Genomic DNA, 21,194 nt, shown 5'->3' with positions numbered 1-21,194 from the left:
CGATGAACGCCGATCTGATTCTGTTCAATGGCCAATTTCATACCGTAGACCGCAGCAAGCCGCTGGCCAGTGCCGTGGCGATCAAGGACGGCCGCTTTGTCGTCGTTGGCAACGACACCCAGGCCATGGCCCTGCGTGGTTCGGCCACGCAAGTGATCGACATGCACGGGCGCTGCGTGATCCCCGGTCTCAACGACTCGCACCTGCACCTGATCCGTGGCGGCCTCAACTACAACCTCGAACTGCGTTGGGAAGGCGTACCGTCGCTGGCCGATGCGCTGCGCATGCTCAAGGAGCAGGCCGACCGTACGCCGACTCCGCAATGGGTGCGCGTGGTTGGTGGCTGGAACGAATTCCAGTTCGCCGAAAAACGCATGCCGACTCTTGAGGAACTCAACCAGGCCGCACCGGACACTCCGGTATTCGTCCTGCACCTGTACGACCGCGCGCTGCTCAACCGCGCCGCACTGCGCGTTGCCGGTTACACCCGCGACACGCCGAACCCACCGGGTGGCGAGATCGTGCGCGATGCCAACGGCAACCCGACCGGCATGCTGGTGGCAAAACCCAATGCGATGATTCTGTACTCGACGCTGGCCAAGGGGCCGAAGCTGCCGCTGGACTATCAGGTCAACTCGACCCGGCAGTTCATGCGCGAACTCAATCGCCTCGGCCTGACCAGCGCGATCGATGCCGGCGGTGGTTTCCAGAACTATCCAGATGACTATCAGGTGATCGAGCAACTGGCCAAGGATGATCAGTTGACCGTGCGCATCGCCTACAACCTGTTCACCCAGAAGCCCAAAGAAGAGCTGACTGATTTCCAGAACTGGACCAGCAGCGTCAAGTTGCACCAGGGCGACGATTACCTGCGGCACAACGGCGCTGGCGAGATGCTGGTGTTCTCCGCCGCCGACTTCGAAGACTTTCTCGAACCGCGCCCGGACCTGCCGCAGACCATGGAGCAGGAGCTGGAACCGGTGGTGCGCCATCTGGTCGAGCAGCGCTGGCCGTTCCGTCTGCACGCCACTTACAACGAATCGATCAGCCGCATGCTCGACGTGTTCGAGAAGGTCAATCGCGATATTCCGTTCAACGGTCTGCCGTGGTTCTTCGACCACGCCGAAACCATCACACCGCAGAACATTGAGCGGGTGAGGGCGCTGGGCGGCGGCATTGCGATTCAGGATCGCATGGCGTTCCAGGGCGAATACTTCGTCGACCGTTACGGCGCGAAAGCCGCCGAAGCCACGCCGCCGATCAAACGCATGCTCGCCGAAGGCGTGCCGGTCGGCGCCGGCACCGACGCCACGCGGGTTTCCAGCTACAACCCGTGGACGTCGCTGTACTGGATGGTCAGCGGACGCACCGTCGGCGGTCTGGCCTTGTACGAAGAAGGTCTGCCACGCACTACCGCCCTGGAACTGTTCACCCACGGCAGCGCCTGGTTCTCGTCGGAACAGGGCAAGAAGGGCCAGATCAAGGTCGGGCAACTGGCGGATCTGGCGGCGCTGAGCGCGGACTTCTTCCACGTCGAGGAAGAAGCGATCAAGTGGATCGAGTCGGTGCTGACCGTGGTCGGCGGCAAGATCGTCTACGCCGCCGGCGACTTCGAAGACCTCGGCCCACGCTCGATCCCCGTGCTGCCGGACTGGTCGCCGGTGGTCAAGGTGCCGGGCCACTGGCGCCCGAACTCGCCGTTGCAGGCGCAAGTGCACCAGTGCGTCGGTGCTTGCGCAGTGCACTCGCACAGCCATGAAAAAGCCCGACTGTCGAACGCACCAGTCAGCGACTTTGCCGGTTTCTGGGGCGCGTTCGGCTGTTCCTGTTTCGCTTTCTGATTACTACAAAAAAGCGCCGGCCAACCGGTCGGCGCCTCACGCAACAACCATCCACCGAGGAGTTTCCCATGAGCGTTCCCTACAAGCGTCTGAACAAAGATGATGCGGTCGTGCTGCTGGTCGACCACCAGACCGGTCTGATCTCGCTGGTACAGGATTTCACCCCTAACGAGTTCAAGAACAACGTGCTGGCGCTGGGCGACATCGCCAAGTTCTTCAAGCTGCCGACCATTCTCACCACCAGTTTCGATGCGGGCCCGAACGGCCCGATCGTGCCTGAGCTGCGCGAGCAATTCCCCGATGCACCGTTCATTCAGCGCCCTGGCCAGATCAATGCCTGGGACAACGAAGACTTCGTCAAAGCGATCAAGGCCACCGGCCGCAAGCAACTGATCATCGCTGGTGTGGTGACGGACGTCTGCGTAGCATTCCCGACCCTGTCGGCCATTGCTGAAGGTTTCGAAGTGTTCGTGGTCACCGATTCTTCCGGCACCTTCAACACCACCGTGCAACAAGCCGCGTGGGCGCGCATGTCGGCCGCCGGTGCACACCTGCTGAACTGGTTCTCGGTGGCGTGCGAGCTGCAAGGTGACTGGCGCAACGACATGGAAGGTCTGGCGCATCTGCTGTCCGAACGCCTGCCGAACTACCGCAACCTGATCAACAGCTACACCAAGTTCACGGCCAAGTGATTGCTTGAACTGAAAGTGCCCGCTTGATTGCGGGCATTTTCATGTGCAGTAAAAAAGAGGCGCAACCCACCACCTCCTGTGGCGAGGGAGCTTGCTCCCGCTGGTCTGCGCAGCAGTCCCCGAAATCTGTGAGCGCTGCGCACTCAAGCGGGAGCAAGCTCCCTCGCCACAAGGTATGGCGTCCACCTGTTTGTCAGGGCTAGCGCTTTTGCAACCAGCCGAGAAACCCACCCTTGCGCACCGCCACCGGTTTGGCCATCAACGCCAGCCGGCTGTTCTGCTGTCGCACCGCCTGCAATTTGTTCAGCGCCTGGCCGACTTCGCTGCGCTGCTCCATGCATTGGCGGGTCAGCGCTTTGTCGAGGCGATAGATGATGCTCGACGTCAGCGCGGTGAACGTGGCTTGCGACGGGGTATCGGCGAGGATGCTCTGTTCGCCCATGACCTCACTCGGCCCCATGCGTCCGGCTTCGGTCTGGCCGTTGCCATCGGGCACGGTCGCACTGACCACACCAGTGGCGATGACAAACAGACTGTCGGGCACTTCATCCAGCCCCAGCACCACCTGACCGGCCGCGTATTGCTGCGCGACCATCGATTCGGCGAGGCGATCACGTTCCTCATGGCTCAGCGAGCGGAAAACTTTCACTTCATCGAGCAACGCCCGGGCGCGGGTCGAGGGCTCGATCACGCCATCGGGGTGCCGGGAAATTCCTGCGGCTTCGAGATGCCGATGGGCGAGGTCGAACAGTTGATTGCGCACCTCGCCTTTCTTGCTCAGTTCACTGATGAAGCCGCTGGCGACGTACTCCGACATCTCCTCACCGGCCTCTTTCAACACGGCTTTGGGCGGCGGATTGAGCAGCAGACTGCTGCTGCCTTGCAGCGTGCGGTCGAGGGCGTCGAGCACCCGCCGCGGGCGAATGTGATTCGGCACCTTGATGCTGATCGACACCCCGTGCAGGTTGGTCGGGCGACTGAGATTGACGATCTTCGCCTTGGCCGCCACCGAGTTCGGCACCACGGCCAGGGTTCCGGTGCTGGTCAACAGATGCGTGGCGCGCCAGTCGATGTCGATGACCTTGCCCTCGACGCCGTCGATCACCACGAAATCGTCGACCTGATACGGCTTGGTGGTGTTGAGCACGATCCCCGAGAACACGTCGCTCAAGGTGCTTTGCAACGCCAGACCGACGACGATCGCCACCACCCCGGAAGTCGCCAGCAAACCTTTGACCGGCAGTTCCAGCACATAGCCGGCGGCCGCGACGATCGCCGCCAGAAACACCAGCGCGCCGATCACGTCCTGCAACAGCCGACCGCTGTGGCCGATGCGCCGCATCAGTGCCAGACCGATCACCTCGGTGAGCACCCGCGCGGCGTACAGCCACCAGACAATCCCCAACGCCGTTGCGCCCAGTTGCATCACCCGGTCATCGGCGAACAGCGGCGCCTGCAACGGGCTGATCTCGGCGTTGATGATCAATGCGCTGAACGCCAGAAACAGCGCCAGGCGAATGCCGACTCTCGGTGCGCGATGCTTGAACGGGGCGAGGTGCCAGAGCAGCGCATCGAGCAGCAGCAGGGCGGCGCTCCAGGACAGTGGATGGGTGAGGAGGATGGACATGATGTGCTCCACGATGATGAGCGCTGTTGTGGCGAGGGAGCTTGCTCCCGCTTGAGTGCGCAGCGCTCACACAACCTTGGGGCCGCTGCGCAGCCCAGCGGGAGCAAGCTCCCTCGCCACAGAATGTGGTCAGGCAAAAAACTCGCCACACCGTCAGGTGTGGCGAGTGAGGGGGTCTCAGTTCAGATGCGTCTTCAGCTCAGCCGCGGCCTGGCGCACGGCCGCTTTCACTTCGGGAATCTGGCTCAGTGGGTTGAGCAAGCCAAAGTCATGAATCATCCCGTTGTAACGCACCGACGTCACCGGCACACCGGCCGCATCCAGATGCCGCGCATAGCCTTCGCCTTCATCACGCAACACGTCGAACTCGGCGGTCTGCACCAGCGCGGCGGGCAAGCCCTTGAGCTGCTCGGCACTGGCGTTCAGTGGCGAGGCGTGGATCTGTGCGCGCTCGGCCGGGTTGGTGGTGTAGTTGTCCCAGAACCATTGCATCATGCCCTTGGTGAGGAAGTGGCCCTCGGCGAATTGCTGGTACGAGCCGTCGTCGAACTGTGCGTTGGTCACCGGCCACATCAGCAGTTGGAAGCGCAGGGCCGGGCTCTGCTTTTCTTTGGCCATCAGCGCCACGACCGCCGCCATGTTGCCGCCGACGCTGTTGCCGGCCACCGCCAGGCGCTTGCCGTCGACGCCAATGTCCTTGCCATGCTCTGCCACCCATTTGGTCGCCGCGTAGGCCTGGTTGATCGCTGTCGGATACTGCGCTTCCGGCGACGGCGTGTAATCGACGTACACCGCGACCGCTCCAGAGCCGACCACCAGATCGCGAATCAGGCGCTGGTGCGTCGGGTAATCGCCCAACACCCAACCGCCGCCGTGGAAGAACATGAACACCGGCAATTCACCTTTGACCTTGGCCGGCCGCACCACTTTGAGGTTAATCGTCTGGCCATCGACCTTGATTGCCTTGTCGCTGACTTCAACCCCGGACAGGTCAACCTTTACCGACGCTTGCGCACCGGCCAGCACCGCACGGGCATCCTTCGGGCTGAGTTGCTCCAGCGGTTTGCCGCCGCCGGCGGCGAGGGCTTCGAGGAACGCCTGGGTGTTGTGTTCGACACCCGAGCTGCCGGCGGCGAATGCGTTACCGATGGACAGGGCGAGGAGGGATGCGGTCAGGGTCTTTTTGATGTTCATGCTCAATTCCATTTTCGAAAGTTATTGGTGTTGTGTCGGGCTGTTTTCAAACCGTGAGCACAGATTAATGAGCTGTCGAAAAGTGAAAAAGCGGCTATAAAGCGTTTGACTGTCTACCAGAGAGTGACAATGAACCCGTTCGAAGACATGCGTATTTTTTGCCAGGTCATGGACTCCGGCAGTTTCACTGCTGCGGCCGATCAGTTGGGCCTGTCCAAGCAGTTCGTCAGCCGCCGTTTGATGCAGCTCGAAGAGCGCCTCGGTGTGCGGCTGTTGAACCGTTCCACCCGACGCCTCGACGTCACGCCACTGGGCCAGAGCTACTACGAGTCGGCGCTGCGTCTGCTGGGCGAAGTGGAACAGGTCGAGCAGGGCATCGCCGGGCAGACTGCCGAGCCGCGCGGAACCATTCGCGTCAGTGCACCGCTGTCGTTTGCCGTGGCGCATCTGGGCTGTCTGCTGCCGCTGTTTCTGCAGCGCTATCGCGATGTCACCGTGGAGGTGGATTTGAGCGACCGCCCGGTGGACCTGCTTGGCGAAGGTTATGATCTGGCGCTGCGCATTGGTGTGCTGGAGGACTCGACGTTGATTGCGCGGCGCATCGCCGCCATCGAACGGGTGTACTGCGCCAGCCCGGCATATCTGGCCGAACGCGGCACGCCGCTCAATCCCGAAGACCTGCACAGCCACGACTGCCTGCCGTACGGCCATGGTCGTTCGGTGCAATGGCGCTTCAATGCGGGGCAGGGCAAGCCGCTGCTGGTCAATGTCACCGGACGCATGCGGGTGAACAATGGCGAGCTGTTGCGCGATGCGGCGGTGCAGGGGATGGGGATTACCTATCTGCCGACGTTCATTGTCGGCGCGGCGCTGAAGGACGGGCGTCTGGTACCTGTCCTCGACGATTACCGCCCTGAACCGCTGACCCTGTCGGCGGTGTACCCGCAACATCGCCAGGCGTCGCGCCCGGTGCAGGCGCTGGTCGAATTCCTGCGCGAACGCCTGAACCAGATGTGACCACGCCAAAAGTGTGGGAGCGGGCTTGCTCGCGAAGAGGTCGTGTCAGTCGATGAAGATGTTGGCCGGACCGACGTCTTCGCGAGCAAGCTCGCTCCCACAGGTTTTGCGACGTGTGCAAATCTTGTGGGAGCTTTTTGCAGCGATGAGGCCCGGTCGCAAAAAGCTCTACGAAGCCGCCGCATTACCCCCTGTGGGAGCGGGCTTGCTCGCGAAAGCGTTCTGTCAGCCAACATCTCCGTTGCCTGACTCACCGCCTTCGCGAGCAAGCCCGCTCCCACAGTGGAACGGCGATGTGGCTTACAAAGTCGCAACAACCGTACTGATCGGGCTGTTCTAGACTCGGGTCCGCTCAATCACGAGCATCGCCCGGAGTGCGCCATGGAAGTGCCCGACAATAAAACCGCCATCGACAGCAATCGACAGGCGTGGAACGATTCTGCTCGTCATCACCGTGAGTCGGCGGAATGGCAAGCGCTGTTGAACGACGTATCAAAGGCTGATTTCTCCTGCCTCGATGACACCTTGCGCGGTCTGCTGGAACAGGTCGGCGTCGATGGCAAAGCGCTGATTCAACTCGGTTGCAACAATGGTCGCGAAAGCCTGTCGCTGTTCGCCCTCGGTGCGTGCAGTGTGGTCGGCGTCGATCAATCGGAGGCGTTTCTCGAACAGGCCCGTGAGTTGAACCAGCGCTCGCCGTACAAAGCCGAATTCATCGAAAGCGATATCCATCACCTGCCGGCTGCGCTGCACAGCCGCTTCGACGTCGCGCTGATCACCATCGGCGTGCTGAACTGGATGCCCGACATCGGCGAGTTCTTTCGCCATGTCGCGCTGACTCTCAAACCGGGCGGCAAACTGGTGATCTACGAAACCCATCCGTTTCTGGAAATGGTCGACCCCGACGCCGAAGACCCGTACCGCCTCACCAGCTCCTACTTCCGCGCCGAGCCATTCGTGCAGGAAGAACCGATCGTCTACGTCGGCAAGGTCGAGCAGCAGGCTGCCAAGTCATACTGGTTCGTACACACCCTCGGCGCGATCTTCAGCGGTGCCATCGCCGCCGGCCTGAACATCGCGCACTTCAAGGAGTATGCGCACTCGAACCGCGAAGAGGTGTATGACCAGTACCTGAATCAGCCAGCGCAGATGCCGCTGTGTTTCACCCTGGTCGCCAGCAAGGCCTGAAGCTTTCCATGGCTCCAACCGGCCTCATCGCTGGCAAGCCAGACTCCCACAGGTTTTTGGGTCTTGCTCAACGCCCTGTGGGAGCTGGCTTGCCAGCGAAGGCGTCGGCAAGATCTCAAGTCTGGCTGAAAGAATCAGAACCAACTTCGCCCGTTTGACCCATCTGAATGCTCGAGTAAGCCTGTGCCACATAGCCGATGGCTCGAAGATGGTGTCGTACACAAATCCACTGTAGGAGCGAGCCTGCTCGCGATGGCGGCCAAAGGGCCGCCAGCGCTTTTACGATTGAATCACGCCTGCGCCGGCGCACTCGCCACCGGCCGCGCAGGTTTGCGCAGGGGTTCCAGGCGTGAGCCGCCATAGCGGCTTTCGCGGTAGAAGCGCCAGCGGCCGAACAGGCCGTAGACGTGAGTGACGCGGCCCTGTTCGTGGTAGCCCATGCGGATGTGCAGTTTCAGCGCCAGGATGTTGTGGGTTTCGCAGACGTCGATGACTTTGTCGCAGCCTTGAGCCGCCATGGCTTCCCAGAGGGCGACTTGTACATCCATCAATCGAGTGCCGCGGCACCCCGTAAAAAATCCTTGTGCAAATCGGCATAGGACACCCGTGGCACACCCGGCAGCCGCTGCTCCAGCACGTGGCTCAGGGACTCTTCGGGGTTGAGGTAGGCATCACCGAAATCGCTGCCAAGCTGATTCGGGTGGGCAACGACTTCCAGCGTGCCGTCGCTCGGCGCGGGGTCGTTACGCAGATCCACCGGCGTGCACACATAGTCCGCCGCGGCTCCGGCCAGACTCTGCAAGCGCCAGTTGAGCAAGCCTTTGAACACGCGTTTCGGCAGGCTGAGGTTCTGCCCCAGATTGCGCGCCAGACGAATCGGCACGCCTTGCCGGGCGGCAAAGCGCGCGACGATTTCGCCGATCGGCCAGATGTTGTGTACGTGCTGATGCGAGTCGATATGGCTAGGTCGCACGCCATGTTCGACACAGCGCTGCCACTGCGCCTGCAACTCTTCACGCACCGCGTCGCGATCCTCACGTCCGAGCCACAGGCTGTGCCGTGGCAGGCTCAGGTCGAACACGCCGTGGCTATCGCAGAAGGTGCGACTGCGCAGGATCGAGGTGCTCAGCGGCCGCCCGTAGGTCAGGTTGAAATGCAACCCGACCCGACCTTGCAGCGACGGATGCCGGGCCATCGCGCAGGCTGCTTCGAACGCCGGCATGTTGGCCATGGCCGTGGCCGAGCTGATGACCCCGGTCTGAAACGCGGCGAAGATCGTCGCGTTTTCGTTCGGGCTCAAACCGAAATCGTCAGCGTTGACTATGACTTGGCGAGGCATGATCGCCCTCCGTGGTGATGACGACAGGTGTGGGCGCCGGTGCCGGTCTGGCCGCACGTCGCGCGCGCCATTGCTGCACCGTCGGTTTCAAGCGCTGCCAGAGGCGCAACCCCAGCCCCAGCAACATCCCGCTGGGGCGCCAGGAATAGAAACTCCAGCGCCAGTGTTCCAGTTGTCCGGTCATGCGTTCGTGCAGTTGGTGGCTGGAGTTTTCCAGACTGACCCGCGAGGCATCGATCCAGCGCCAGTGCTCATCCAGTCCCCAGCGAATCCATTCCTCCAGCAGCACCCGGCCGCTGCCCAGATCGGCGTATTGCGGCAGGAACGCGAGGTTGTAATCGTAGAGTCGGCCCCGCTCCAGCAAGCCGAGGCGATAGCTGATGCAACGCCCGTTGAGTTCCAGCGTCACCACCCGCACCAGGCCCTGTCCGGCGAGGGCGGTGAAGGCGCGTTCGATCCATTGCCGACTGCGCTCGCTGGCGAAGATCCCCACGCCTTCGTCACCTTTCCAGCTCACCGCTTCGACTTCGCTGATCGCCCGCAACAGCGGACCCATGCTTAGCGCGTCGGGGCTGATGCGCCGCACCTGGGCGCCACACGCGGCAATCCGTTTGCGCGCCCGCCGCAGCTTGTAGCGCGGGTCGCCGGAGACCTCCTGGTGATCCGCGTCGCTGATCAGATGCACCGGCACGCGACAACTGAGGCGGCGTTCGCCCGCAGAACTGTGGGCCATCCATTCGGTCAGGGCGCTTTCCTCACCCGCCGGCTCGGACAATTCGTTGAGTTGCAGCAGGGCGTGCGGCAGCTGTCGGCGGATCAGGTGCAAGGCTTCGCGCATGTCTTCGCCCTTGAGCAATGACAGCAGCGCCAGCCGGTCCGCCAGCGGATAGCCCAAGTGGTGCAGTACACGAAACGGCACGCCGACAAAGCGCTCACGGCCCGCTACCAACGGCAGGCACAGGCGCAATTCGTCCGCTTCCCAACCGAGCAGGATGTGCAGGCGCTCACCCGCGCCCAGTGCCTGCTCCGCCGCGCACAACCAGCCCAGGTGGTTGAACGGCGTGTGATCCGTCACCTGCAGGCGCAGCGCTTCATAGGCGACTGCCGGAAAGTCGGCGGCGCACAGTGAAGTGCGCCATTCGAATCGCGCCGTCATGGGCTCAGGCCGCCGTGGCTGTGACAGGTGGACGGGACGGTTTGCGCAGCGCATCCAGCCGCGAGCCGCTGTAGCGGGTTTCGCGATAGAAGCGCCAGCGACCAAACAGAGTGTAGATGTTCATGATCCGGCCCTGCTCGGTATAACCCATGCGCAGGTGCAGTTTCAGCGCCGGGATGTTGTGGAACTCGCAGACGTCCACCACCTTGTCGCAGCCTTGCTCGGCCATGGCATTCCACAGTGCCAGTTGCACGTCCACCGACAGCTCGGTGCCCCAGAAGGCGCGGGTCAACTCGCCGCCGAATTCGAAAAACTCGCCAGGCTTCACCGGGAACATGCAACCGTAGTAGTGCCGGTCGAAATAGTCCCGCTTGCTGCCCCAGATAAAACCTACGGCATCGCCTTGTTCGTCCAGATACATGAGCCCGGTATGACCTTCGTTGGCCAACTCGGCCATGGTCCCGACACGGTCGCCGAAGTAGCGCGCGAAGGCGCTGGCGTTGTCGGCAGTGATCGTCACTGCCCTCACCGGTGGATACGGCTTGAGGTTGTGCGGCGGCACCGGGCTGACCAGATCGCGTTCCATCCACAGCAGCTCCTGATGGGAAAACACGAAGTGCTTCCACGCCTTGGCGAGGGTGACGCGCAGGCCTTTTTGTTTAATCTGTTGGCTGACTTTTTGCGCAATGCTCATGGTTTTTGCTCCTGATGATATGCAACGCGTGGCGTGCGGCTCGCGTGGCAGAACATGAATCGACGGTTCATGAAGGGGTCCAGCTGAGGGCGAACAAGGTCTGCCCCGGCAGCTCGAAACGTACGCGGCCGTCCTGGCAGAGAAACGGCGCGTCGCGGCTGCGGTTGTCCGCGCCGAAGTAATGCAATGCACCGTTATTCAGCGGGCACCGGGCGCCGTTCAATTCGATTTGCTGCAGACGCGTGCCCTTGTTTACGCCGAGCAGGCCGCGCTGGGTGTCGCTGGCCATCGCCAGCGCATCGACTTCAAAACCATCGTTCTCCAGCCACAGCACCTGATGCAGCCAGTGCTGCGCGATGAACTGCTGGGCCAGACCTACCGGTTTCAGCTCGAAACCCTCAGCGCCCATGAGCCGAATCATGCCCTTGGGGTATTCCGGTTCATCGGCGGCCTGAAACCAGTTGAGCATGCTCAGCAAACCGTCCTGCGAAGCGTTGATCACCACCGATGCCCACCACAGCGAGGCGTAGTGCGTCTCCTGATCGTAGGGGCTGAGGCTGGAACCACTGGACATATTGGTCTGATCCAGCAGCAAGGCTTTGCGCGGCTGGCCGTGGGCGTCGAGGCCGACCAGTTCGGCGGCGCCGCGCACGCTGTCGCGGTAGACCCGGGTGGCGAGCAGGTCGCGGATCATCCATTCGTGCCACGCCAGCGCGTCGATCTGCTCGGCGGATTCACCGAGCAAGCGCCGCGCCCAGTCGATGCCGCGCTTGTCTGCGGCGTTATCGGCGAACGGCCCGTTGACCAGTCGTGAACTGGCCGGCATGGCGATGCGCACCCCGGCCCTGGCATTCGCCGGATCGCTGCGCACTTGCCTGGCCATGCTGGCGAAAATCGCCCGGTATTGCTCGAAGCTCGAATAGTTGAGGTTCGGCTCATCGGCAAAACCGATGTAGTGCGTGCCTTTGCCGCACAAGGCGCGGGTGCCGGCCAGCCATGCATCGAGGCCGCCATTGCTTTGCACGTCGGCACGCAGATCGGCTTGACGCTGGCTGCCGGCGAGCAGGGTGATGTCCTGACGGATACCGAAGCGCTCCTGATAAGCCTGGCGGAACGCATCCTCGAAGTGCGGATTTTTCGCCGTGACATCGACAAAGCTGTAGTAGCTGGCGGCGGTCGCTTTCAGCGCATCCAGCACCGCGTGACTACTGGCGGGTGGCATCACGTAGGGCAGGGCGATGCCCAGATCCGGGGTGCGGCCGAGGATTTTGTCATGCAGGGTCAGGTGGATCTGGCCGGACTCTTCGCGCACAGGTTTGAGTTGCTGCGGAGTTTGCGCAAACCGATTGGCCGTGCCGTCGAGCCAGAACGCCGCTTTGCCGCTGCCTTGCAGGCGCAGGCGCCAGACCTGTTCGCGCTCGCTGACCGGTAACGCCAGTTGATCGAACTGCCAGTAGGCGCGATAGGGTTTGAGCGTTAGCGTCAGTGGCTTATCGTCGCCGACCCGTTGCGCTTGCAGAGCATTCACTCCGCCATGGAACTTGCCGGCGAGTACCGCGTGTTCCCCCGGCGCGACCTTGAAATACAACTCGTCGCCGTTTTGCGTCTGCGCGCTGAAATGCACCTTGGCCGGTTCGAACAGCGCCACGGTGCGGTCGTCGTGTTCGACCCGGTAATTGCGGAAGCTGTAGCCGGGAATTTCCAGGCGATAACTGGCGGCACCCGGCTGCAAAGGCCAGCTCTGGGTGCCACGGGTTTCGCTGGCTTTGATCAAGCGCTCGCCGTGCAATTTGCCCTGGCCGTCGAGCAGGTACAGATGCTCTTCGTTGGCATCGGCCTGCCACGCCGGGGTCCAGCGCACGGTCACGGTGTCCGGGCGATCGGTTTGCAGATACAGGCTGCCGTCGCGGATCTCGCCCCAGCGCATCGACGCGGCAAAGGCGTCCAGCGACAGGCCGAGACCGAGCAGCAGGACCAGGCCTTTCATGCGGCCTTCCGTTGCAGCATCTGCCACATCGGCGCGATGTCACTGGGCAGGATGATCAGGGTTTGCCAGAACGCCACGCCGCTCAAACGGCAGTACAACACCAGCATCGCCACCGTCACTGCCAGATAGGCAATCGACGATGCCGCCGCTGCACCGACGATGCCGTAGGCCGGAATCAGCACCAGGTTCAGCGCCAGGTTGAGCAGGGCGCCCAGGCCCATCAGCAGCGACACCGTACCGGGGCGGTTTTTCCCCAGCAGGTCCAGACGCAGGATGCTCGCGTAGCACAGGCCGAGCAGCCCCGGCAGCAAGGCGAGCAGCGCCGGATACGCCGGTTGGTAAGCGATGCCGAACAGGGTGACGATCAGCCAGTTGCCGATCACGGCCATGCTCAGGCACGCGCCGAGCATCACCGTGGCGGTCAGGCGCAGGGCCAGCGGGGTGACCTTGTCCATGCCTTCGTCCTGTTGCAACAGGCGTTTCATCAGCGGCGTGGTCACCGCTTCCGGCACGATCAGCAGCAGTTCGGCGGCGGCGCTGGCCATGGCGTAATGCCCCAGCGCGGTGCTGCCGAGCAGGGCGCCGATGAACAGGTAGTCCGAGCGCAGAATCACCTGTTGGAACAGCAGGTCCGGATGGCTGCGCGCGCTGTAGCGCAGCAGTTCGTTCTGGCTGGCGCGATCCCATTGCAACTGCAGCGGTTGCGCGCGTTTGAGCCAGACCCAACCGGCCAGCACCACCAGGCTGATCCCGGCCAGCCAACTGATCAGCGCCGCTTCCAGCGCCGCGCTTTTCCACATCCAGAACAGCGCGAGAAACAGCAGCAGTGGCGCCAGTGATTCGGTCAGGCGCAAGGCGTTGAACGCGACCACGCCACCGGAGGCGTTGTGCAGGGTCAGCAGGCCGCTTTTCAGCACGGTCAGCGGCACCGCCAGCAGCAACAGCCACGCCAGCAGACCAAGCTGCACGGTGACATCCAGTTCACTGCCGAACTCACGGACCAGCGCCACCACCAGCAGGGTCAGCAGACCCGCGAGCAAACAACCGAAGACCAGCACCTGACTCAGCAGCAGGCCCATCGGCCGTTGTTTGGCGGCTTGATACCCCACGGCCGAATTCAACCCGCCACTGGTGGCGGCGCTGATCAGGTCGGGCAAGGTGCTGAGCAGCGCGAACAACCCGCGCTCACTTGGCCCGAGGATCCGCGCCAGCAACACGTTACGCAGCAGGCGCAGGGCGATCATCGCCAGCTTGGTGCCCATGCTCAGCGCCAAGTGTTTGAGATAGTGGCTGCGGCTCATGGGCGGTTGCCACGAAAGATGCGCCACGACAGCAGCTCAGGATTGCGCGCAGTGCGCTGGCTGACGCCGAAACGCGGCAGGTTCAGCGGATCGCCTTCACCGCGATAGATGCCGGTGCCGGTGCCCAGCGCGAACGGATAATCGTGCGCGGCAATCTGTTTTCTTACTCGCTCGTCGTTGTTGCCGTTGGGGTAGCAATACACCGGCAACGGCCGGTTGCAGCCGTTGCTCAAGGCGTCGCGGCTGCGGCTGATTTCTTCGCTCAGGCGCACATCGTCCAGTTCAGTGAGGATCGCGTGGCTGGCGCCGTGCGGGCCGAAGCGCACCATCCCCGAGGCTTCCAGCGCCCGTACCTGATGCCAGTCCAGCGCTTGCGGCTGCGCTTCGGGCGGGCATTCGTCGGTCAGGCGTTCGAGCATCGCCGGTTCAAGGTTTTTCAGGCTTTGCAGGTAATGCAGCAGCGACAGGCTGCGGCGATCAACGTCGATGTCATCCACCAGCACCGGCACCGGGTGGTGGATTACGTGCAGGCATTCGATCAGATGCATGCGGGCCTTTTCGCCGTGGCTGCCCCACAGGGTTTCGCCAAGGCTTTCCCACCAGAAGCGCTGACGGCTGCCGATGAAATCGGTGGAGAGAAAAATGCTCGCCGGCACCTGGTGTTTTTGCAGCAACGGGAACGCATTGACCGCGTTGTCGCGCCAGCCATCGTCGAAGGTCAGCGCCACCCGTGGGCGTTCGCTGCGCAATGCGGTGGGCGTGAGGATGTCCATCAGCGGCACGCAATCGAAGTGCCGGCGCAGCCACACCAGCAGGTGCTCGAACGCCTTGGGCCCGACACACAGCTCATTGCGGTGCGGCAAGTCGGCGGCGCGGTCGTTGGCCAGCACCCGATGCAGCATCAGAATCACCCCGGCGCCGTGCAACTGGTTTCGTCCCACGGGCGAGTTGAGGTAAAGCCAGCCACTGGTGCGTTTTATCAGTTGTTTGATCGCCATGGCTTCGGTCCTCTCAACGGTTCTGTTCAGGATTCCACTGGGCATATCGGTGGCCGCGCAGGAACTGCCACAGGCCGAGACTCATCCCGGCGAGGGTGACCAGCAGGAACGCGGCCAGACGAAACGGTTTGGGCAAGCGATGTTGCGAATCCAGCAGTCCGGCCAGCGCAATGGCGTAGCCGAACAGTTGGGCGATCAGGGCCAGTCGATAGAAACCGTGGTCGTCCCACAGCCAGAAGTTGCTCAGCAGCAGCGGCAGCAGGAGGATCGGTGCCAGGCGCCGGATCAGTTTGTGGCTGATCAGCGCCAGCGAATACAGGCCATGTTTGAGTGGGTTGAGCAGCTCACTGCGCTGGGCGAGGCTTTGCAGGCCACCGACGGTGACGCGTTGACGGCGGCGGAACTGTTTGTCCGCTTCGTCGACACCGTGGTCGATCACTTGCGCCTCTGGCACGTACACAATGCGCTTGAAGGCCACCGGTGCACAGGTGCTGAGAAAGAAGTCGTCGTTGACCTCCGCCGGCACGCTCTGGAACAGCTCGCGGCGCAGGGCGAGCAGGGCGCCGTCGGCCGAGACCATGCAGCCGGTGCGATTCTCCACCCGACGCAGCCAGCCCTCGTAATGCCGGTACAGACTGTCGCCGACGCTGAGGCCGCCGCCGGTCACTGGAATCACCATGTGCCCGGCGCAGGCCCCGACGTTGGGGTCGCTGAGTGGGGCGAGCAGGTAGCCAAGGGTTTCCCGCGACCATTGGTTGTCGGCGTCGGTGAACACCAGAATATCGCCATTCGCCAGCGCCACCCCGGCGTTCAGCGTTGCCGCTTTGCCCTGACGCGGCAGATCGAGCACGGTGATGCGCGAATCGACGATCTTGTGCGCACAGGCCACGGTGTCGTCGGTCGAGCCGTCGCTGGCAAGGATGATCTGCAGCGTGGCCGGCTGATAGTCCTGCGCCAGCAGCGTGCGCAACTTGTGCTCGATGTGCCGCGCCTCATTGTGCGCGGCAATCACGATGCTGATGTTCAGCGCTGGCGCCGGGCTGTGGCGCCAGGCCGGGAACAGCGGCGCCAGAACGGTCAGCAGCAGCGGGTAGCCGAGGTAGGCGTACACCGGCAGCAACAGGCACAGCCAGAAAATGAATTCAGCCACGGGCAGGCCTCCTGGCGTTCCAATGACACAGACTGAGAATGAACGCGGCGCCCGCCAGGTGCAGACGCACCCAGTGCAGGCCCCAGAGTTGCAGGGTCAGAACGACATTGTGGTGCCGAGCGCTCTGACGAATGCTCAGCACCAGTGCGGGCACCAGGGTCAGCGTCACCATGATTGCAGCGTGATGCGGAAAGCCGTCGAGCAAGGCCGAGAGGGTCAGAAAGTCCAGTATCCACACGCCAAGCGAGAGCAGCGGAAAACGCAGCAGCCGCAGGCTGAACCCATGGGTGCGCAGCAGTTGCAAGTGACTGCCTTGCCGCCACATTTCCTTGCCCATCCACTCCCGCCAGTTCATTTCGTAGCCCCAGTGCAGGGCCACGCTGCTATTCACCGACAGCAGCCGCGCGCCTTGTTCGTGCAGGCGCAGGGTGAACTCTTTGTCTTCGCCGGTGCGCAGGTGTTCGTTGAAACCACCGACCTTGTCGAACCAGTGCCGGCGCATCAGCAGGTTGCAACTGGGCAGCCAATCCACCGTATGCGATGCCTGGCTCGGCGGGCGCAGCGTGCGGCGTTGCCAGGCGGTGGCGTACCACGGCGCGGCAGCGGGGGTGTGCAGGTCGAGGCCGAACACGTCGGCCTGACCCTCGGCTTGCAGCTCGAACAAGGGCTTGAGCCAGTCTTCGGGCATTTCGACGTCGGCATCAATGAACGCGATCCACTCGCCGCTTGCCAGCAGCGCACCGCGATTGCGCAGCGCGCCGATCAGCAGGCCCGGCAGCACCAGCACCTGTGCACCGAACTGGCGGGCGATGTGCGGGCCGTCGTCGCTCGAGCCGTTGTCGACCACGATCAACTCACAGTCGACCTCGGCCGCATGTGCGGCTTTTTGCGCGGCCAGCAGCGTGCGGCCAATGTGCCGCGCCTCGTTGAACATCGGGATGATGATGCTGATCCGGCTCATGGTCTGGCCTCGGTCAGTGGCGCCTGTTCGGCTTTGAGGCGCAGGACGCTGGTCAGCGCGAGCATGATCCACAGGTATTTCTGGTTCGGCGCGCTGAGGAACATCAGGAACAGGGTCAGCGACAGGAAGCTCACGCCGAGGTGGGTCATCAGATTTGCCTGTTGCCAATCGCGCCGCAGCATCCACGCGGCGCGTGCGCGAATCAGGTTGTACAGGCCCAGGCCGAGCATGCCGACGAACAGCAGGCCGGCAGGAATCCCCAGTTCACTGAAGATTTCCAGGTAGGTGTTGTGCGCACGGCGGTACAGGTCGCCGATCTTGCGGTTGGCGGAAAACGCCTTGGCGTAGCCGGTGGTCGCGTAGTGCAGCGGGAAGGTGCCGGGGCCGGAGCCGAGCAACGGGTTCTCGCGGATCATCTGGCCGCCGACCACGATGTACGAGGCGCGGCGGCCGAGGGATTCGTCCTGTGCCTTGGAGCCGGCGCTGAGAATACTCAGCGACTGAATGCGCGCGACGTAGCCGGCGGGCATCGCGTAGATCGCCAGCGGAATCACGATCGCCGCACCGAGCATGGCGAACCCCAGGTGCCGTGGACGGATCCGGGTGAGTTGCGCGCGGTAGTGCCAGCAGCCGATCAACAGACTCAAGGCCACTACCACCAGCCCGGAGCGCGATTCGGTCTTGGTCATGCCACCGAGCAGCAGCAGGCAGCAAGCGCCCCAGAACAACCGGTGCAGCAGGTTTGGCCCACGAATCACCAGCAGCAGCGCCAACGGAATGGCGAAGGCGATCAGCAAGGCAAACGCGTTGGGGTCTTCCAGAAGACCGGCAGCGCGCCCCTGATCCTGGAATTTGACCGAAAACATCGCCATGGCGCAGGTCGTGCTGACGCTCAGGGTCACCAGTCGGGCGAACAGGTCGAGATTCAGTTCACGGCCAATCAACAGGGTAATGACAAACAGGATCAGCCCGACGCTCAGTTCGCGCAGGTGTCCCAGCGACATGCCCACGTCATCGGTGTTGAGCAGGCTGAGGAAATACAGGACTAGAAACCACAGCAGAAACCGCCAGATATTGCTGCGCAGGCGATCGCCGGGAATCTGGTGCAGGGCCAGTTGCAGCATCACGATCACCGCCAGCGAGGCGCCGATCAGTTTGCTTCCGGACAGTGCACTGTCCTTGAAGAAACCTTCAAACGGTACCAGCGCGGCAATGCCCAGCAGGCCCCAGGTTGGCTTGCGGTACAGCACCGTGAACCCCACAAGACCAATGACCGCACCCGGTGCGAGAAATGGATAAGGGCTGGCGAGCAGACCGATGCAAACCAGACCGAGCAGCGTGACGATCGAGAGCGGGAAAATCATGCGCGTGCCTCCCGTGCCGTGCGGATGTACAGCTGCGACCAGCGTTCGGCCAGGGCCTTGAGGTCGTAGCGATCCTGTTGCGTACGCTTTGCGTTGTCGCACAAATGCCGGGCCAGCTTCGGCTCGCTCAACAGGTTGTCGAGCTGACGGGCGAGGTCGGCGCTGTCGGCGGGTGTCGCCAGCAGACCGTTATGCCGGTGCTCGAGCACATCGGGAATGCCGCCGACGGCGAACGCCACCACCGGCACGCCGCTCTGCATCGCTTCGAGCAGAATCATCGGCGTGCCTTCGGTGCGCGAGCTGATCACCAGCGCATCCAGGCGCTGCCACCACGGTTGCATGGCGGTCTGGTAGCCGGGTAGACGAATCCGTTGCTGCAAACCTGCGGCGTCGATCCGCGCCTGCAGCGCCTCGCGTTCCGGGCCGTCGCCGAGCATCACCGCGTCCAGTTGCGGATGCTGGTGACACAGCGGAATCAGCGCATCGAGAAACAGGTCCGGACCTTTCTCGCTGCTCAGGCGCCCGACGTAACCGGCCAGCCAGCGCTGGCGGTCAACGGTGCTGACCAGCGCGTCGGCGGCGGGCAATCCGTTGGGGATCACCTGCAGTTTTTCCGCCTGCACGCTGGCCTGACGGTGCAGCACGGCAATGCTCTCGGCCACGCACACCACCCGATCCACCGACGCCGTGCGGCACAACTGCAGACTCAGCCAGGTGTAGAACTTCTGCTTGCGGCTGCGCGGGGTGAAGCCGTGTTGGGTAATGACCAGCGGCAAACGCAACAGCGTCGCCGCGACCCAGCCGAACAACAGCCCTTTGAAATTGTGCGTATTGATCAGCGGCCGTTCGCTGCGCCGGGCCCGCAGGTGGCGCAACAACTCGCCCAGCCCGGCACAACCACGACAGTCCACCCCGGCCTCGCGAAAGCGCGCGATCAACGCTGGCGGTGCATCGAGAAACAGCACCTGGTGCTGCCCCGGTGTCGCCAGGCAGTGATCGAGCAACATGCGCTCGGCCCCATAGAAGCCGCCGCTGCTGAGCAAATGAATGATCGGCAGCGCGGCGTTCGGGGTGGACAGCGTGTTCAATTGCGCACCCAGTGCACGAAGCTTGGCACGGTCCAGTTCTTGTGCGGATTGCTCGGCAGCACGTTTTCGTCGTTGATCACCAGCAACACCGGCAGGCCCAGTTCGTGGGTGACCTGCGCCGGGTGTTTGAAACGGTGATCGAAGAACTCACGCACATAGACCAGGGCAATCGCCAGCAGCAGACCGGTGAACAGCCCGAACGGAATGATCAGCAGCGGTTTGGGGAACGCCGGCTCGGTTGGCTCGAACGGCGGGCTGAGCACTTTGGCGTTCGACAGGTCGTCGTTGAGCGAACCGGCGGTGCTGCTTTCGGCAAAGCGTTGCGCGTAGGTCGAGAACGCCGTGTGCAGCGCGTCGATTTCCGTGTCCATCTGCCGCAGCTTGCTCTGGGTCTGCTGCAAGGTGTGGATGCGGTTCTTGAACTCGGCGATGCGCGCGGTTTTCTGATCGATCACCTGTTGCACCACGGCCAGATCGTTGGTGCGCTCCTGAATGCGGTTGCTCACCACTTTGAGGAACTGCTGGCGGGTACGGGCTATCTGCTCGCGGGTCAGCAGCATCGGCTCGCTGCCGGGCTGGAACACCGCGAGGTCATTCATGTAGCGGCTGACCTGAGTGGTCAGTTGCTCGCCCAACTGTTTGATTTCCCGATCCTCGAACGCCACGTTATCGACGGTGGTGGTGAAGGTGAAGGGGAAGGTGTAGTCGTTGAGCTTGTTGCTGCTGGCGGCCGTCAGCGCGGTTTTCAGGTATTCGAGCCAGCGCTGGCTCTGTAGCAGACGATCCTGGTACAGGTTCAGGGCTTGCTCTTCGGTGTTGATCGCGTTCAGGCGGAAGGTGATTTCTTCCTTCGGATCGGACGATGCAACACTTTCCAGCAGCGCTTGCCGATTACCTTCCAGCCCGTCGAGACGCACCTGATACAGGTGCTTCTTGGTTTCGTAGAAGGATTGCGGCAGGTCGATCGATTGCAGCGCCTGACGGCTGCCCAGATAGTTCTGCAGCAGGGTGGCGACGAACGTCGTGCCCTGATGCGGATCGGGGAAGCTGTAGATGATCGAGATCACGTTGGAGCCGGGCAGGGTCTCGATCTTCAGGCTGTCGATCGCATCTTGCGTCAAGCCGTCGAGCACGGTGTCACGCACCGGATCGGTTTGCAGCCCGAGCATGTTGCGCAGCGGATTGATCACGTACTCACGCAGCGGCGAAGAGACGTAACGGCGGAACGGGTTGCTCACCAGTTTGGCGAATACGCCCACAGGCGGGTCGTACTCGCCCTTGTCGCGCAGCTCGCTGATGGTCTGGCGGATCAGCGCCGGGGACCGCAGGATGTTGCTTTCGGTTTCCATGTCCGCCAGCGACGGCGGAATGAAGGTGGCGTTATCGACCGTCAGTGACGTGGTGGCGTCACCCTGGGAGAGTTTTTTCGACTGCACGATCACCTGAGCGGTGATATCGAAGCTCTGTTTGAGCACCAGCGGCAGCAGCAACGCGATGACTGCAAAGATCAGGAAGACCCGTTTCACCAATTGCTTGTTGGCGAAGAAGATCCTGAAGAACTCATGCAGGTAGTTTTCCTTTGGATTCATGATCGGTC

17 protein-coding genes and 1 pseudogene are annotated in these 21,194 nt (G+C 62.8%); 4 read left to right on the top strand and 14 right to left on the bottom strand.

Annotation, left to right across the window (positions count from 1 at the left end; all coding sequences use genetic code 11):
* The first annotated feature begins 2 nt into the window (after positions 1 to 2).
* Together VLA07_RS15545 and ycaC are read left to right on the top strand one after the other, a co-directional pair.
* The gene (locus VLA07_RS15545; RefSeq protein ID WP_333989625.1) at positions 3 to 1,841 is read left to right on the top strand and encodes an amidohydrolase; all 1,839 of its coding nucleotides are present in this window, start codon (positions 3 to 5) and stop codon (positions 1,839 to 1,841) included.
* A 68-nt stretch (positions 1,842 to 1,909) separates the two neighbouring features.
* Positions 1,910 to 2,533 (top strand): isochorismate family cysteine hydrolase YcaC, encoded by a 624-nt coding sequence (gene ycaC / locus VLA07_RS15540; protein WP_007961287.1) that lies wholly within the window; start codon positions 1,910 to 1,912, stop codon positions 2,531 to 2,533.
* A 199-nt stretch (positions 2,534 to 2,732) separates the two neighbouring features.
* Here ycaC and VLA07_RS15535 read toward each other — a convergent pair whose 3' ends face one another.
* Together VLA07_RS15535 and VLA07_RS15530 are read right to left on the bottom strand one after the other, a co-directional pair.
* The gene (locus VLA07_RS15535; RefSeq protein ID WP_333989624.1) at positions 2,733 to 4,160 is read right to left on the bottom strand and encodes a mechanosensitive ion channel family protein; all 1,428 of its coding nucleotides are present in this window, start codon (positions 4,158 to 4,160) and stop codon (positions 2,733 to 2,735) included.
* Positions 4,161 to 4,337: 177 nt separating this feature from the next.
* A complete protein-coding gene (locus tag VLA07_RS15530) occupies positions 4,338 to 5,354 on the bottom strand; it encodes an alpha/beta hydrolase (protein ID WP_247269504.1) in 1,017 nt (338 codons plus the stop codon).
* A 129-nt stretch (positions 5,355 to 5,483) separates the two neighbouring features.
* On the opposite strand from VLA07_RS15530, the gene VLA07_RS15525 reads away from it, so the two are divergent.
* Complete coding sequence (locus VLA07_RS15525; RefSeq protein ID WP_007961294.1) at positions 5,484 to 6,371, top strand: LysR family transcriptional regulator; 888 nt, start codon at positions 5,484 to 5,486, stop codon at positions 6,369 to 6,371.
* 381 nt (positions 6,372 to 6,752) lie between these two features.
* Positions 6,753 to 7,559 (top strand): class I SAM-dependent methyltransferase, encoded by an 807-nt coding sequence (locus tag VLA07_RS15520; protein ID WP_247268877.1) that lies wholly within the window; start codon positions 6,753 to 6,755, stop codon positions 7,557 to 7,559.
* Positions 7,560 to 7,849: 290 nt separating this feature from the next.
* On the opposite strand, the pseudogene VLA07_RS15515 reads toward VLA07_RS15520, so the two are convergent.
* The 12 genes and pseudogenes from VLA07_RS15515 to VLA07_RS15460 form a co-directional block, all read right to left on the bottom strand.
* A pseudogene (locus VLA07_RS15515) lies at positions 7,850 to 8,107 on the bottom strand (N-acetyltransferase); the annotation flags it as partial.
* Complete coding sequence (locus tag VLA07_RS15510) at positions 8,107 to 8,898, bottom strand: ChbG/HpnK family deacetylase (RefSeq protein ID WP_333989623.1); 792 nt, start codon at positions 8,896 to 8,898, stop codon at positions 8,107 to 8,109. The gene VLA07_RS15510 and the pseudogene VLA07_RS15515, both read right to left, overlap by 1 nt.
* Positions 8,870 to 10,054, bottom strand: coding sequence for a GNAT family N-acetyltransferase (locus tag VLA07_RS15505; protein WP_333989622.1), 1,185 nt, complete (start codon positions 10,052 to 10,054; stop codon positions 8,870 to 8,872). The genes VLA07_RS15510 and VLA07_RS15505 overlap by 29 nt, the downstream gene beginning before the upstream one ends.
* A 4-nt stretch (positions 10,055 to 10,058) precedes the next feature.
* Positions 10,059 to 10,748 carry a GNAT family N-acetyltransferase gene (locus tag VLA07_RS15500; RefSeq protein WP_047293345.1) on the bottom strand — a complete coding sequence of 230 codons (690 nt, stop codon included), beginning with the start codon at positions 10,746 to 10,748 and terminating at the stop codon, positions 10,059 to 10,061.
* Positions 10,749 to 10,815: 67 nt separating this feature from the next.
* A complete protein-coding gene (locus VLA07_RS15495; protein ID WP_333989621.1) occupies positions 10,816 to 12,735 on the bottom strand; it encodes a hypothetical protein in 1,920 nt (639 codons plus the stop codon).
* On the bottom strand, positions 12,732 to 14,036 hold the full coding sequence (locus tag VLA07_RS15490) for a lipopolysaccharide biosynthesis protein (RefSeq protein WP_027611601.1): 1,305 nt from the start codon (positions 14,034 to 14,036) through the stop codon (positions 12,732 to 12,734). The genes VLA07_RS15495 and VLA07_RS15490 overlap by 4 nt, the downstream gene beginning before the upstream one ends.
* The gene (locus VLA07_RS15485) at positions 14,033 to 15,034 is read right to left on the bottom strand and encodes a polysaccharide deacetylase family protein (protein ID WP_333989620.1); all 1,002 of its coding nucleotides are present in this window, start codon (positions 15,032 to 15,034) and stop codon (positions 14,033 to 14,035) included. Before VLA07_RS15485 ends, VLA07_RS15490 begins: the two co-directional genes overlap by 4 nt.
* Positions 15,035 to 15,047: 13 nt before the next feature.
* Entirely contained in the window at positions 15,048 to 16,184 is a 1,137-nt protein-coding gene (locus VLA07_RS15480; protein ID WP_333989619.1) for a glycosyltransferase, read from the bottom strand.
* Positions 16,177 to 17,145 (bottom strand): glycosyltransferase, encoded by a 969-nt coding sequence (locus VLA07_RS15475; RefSeq protein ID WP_333989618.1) that lies wholly within the window; start codon positions 17,143 to 17,145, stop codon positions 16,177 to 16,179. Before VLA07_RS15475 ends, VLA07_RS15480 begins: the two co-directional genes overlap by 8 nt.
* A complete protein-coding gene (locus tag VLA07_RS15470; protein ID WP_333989617.1) occupies positions 17,142 to 18,509 on the bottom strand; it encodes an O-antigen ligase family protein in 1,368 nt (455 codons plus the stop codon). The genes VLA07_RS15475 and VLA07_RS15470 overlap by 4 nt, the downstream gene beginning before the upstream one ends.
* A complete protein-coding gene (locus tag VLA07_RS15465; RefSeq protein WP_202370311.1) occupies positions 18,506 to 19,597 on the bottom strand; it encodes a glycosyltransferase family 4 protein in 1,092 nt (363 codons plus the stop codon). Before VLA07_RS15465 ends, VLA07_RS15470 begins: the two co-directional genes overlap by 4 nt.
* Positions 19,594 to 21,186 carry a GumC family protein gene (locus tag VLA07_RS15460; RefSeq protein ID WP_333989616.1) on the bottom strand — a complete coding sequence of 531 codons (1,593 nt, stop codon included), beginning with the start codon at positions 21,184 to 21,186 and terminating at the stop codon, positions 19,594 to 19,596. Before VLA07_RS15460 ends, VLA07_RS15465 begins: the two co-directional genes overlap by 4 nt.
* Positions 21,187 to 21,194 lie beyond the last annotated feature (8 nt).

Origin of the sequence: Pseudomonas sp. S3(2024) (assembly GCF_036861315.1) — a bacterium.
Taxonomy (GTDB): Bacteria; Pseudomonadota; Gammaproteobacteria; order Pseudomonadales; family Pseudomonadaceae; genus Aquipseudomonas; species Aquipseudomonas putida_A.
This window is presented reverse-complemented; position numbering and strand designations above follow the sequence as displayed.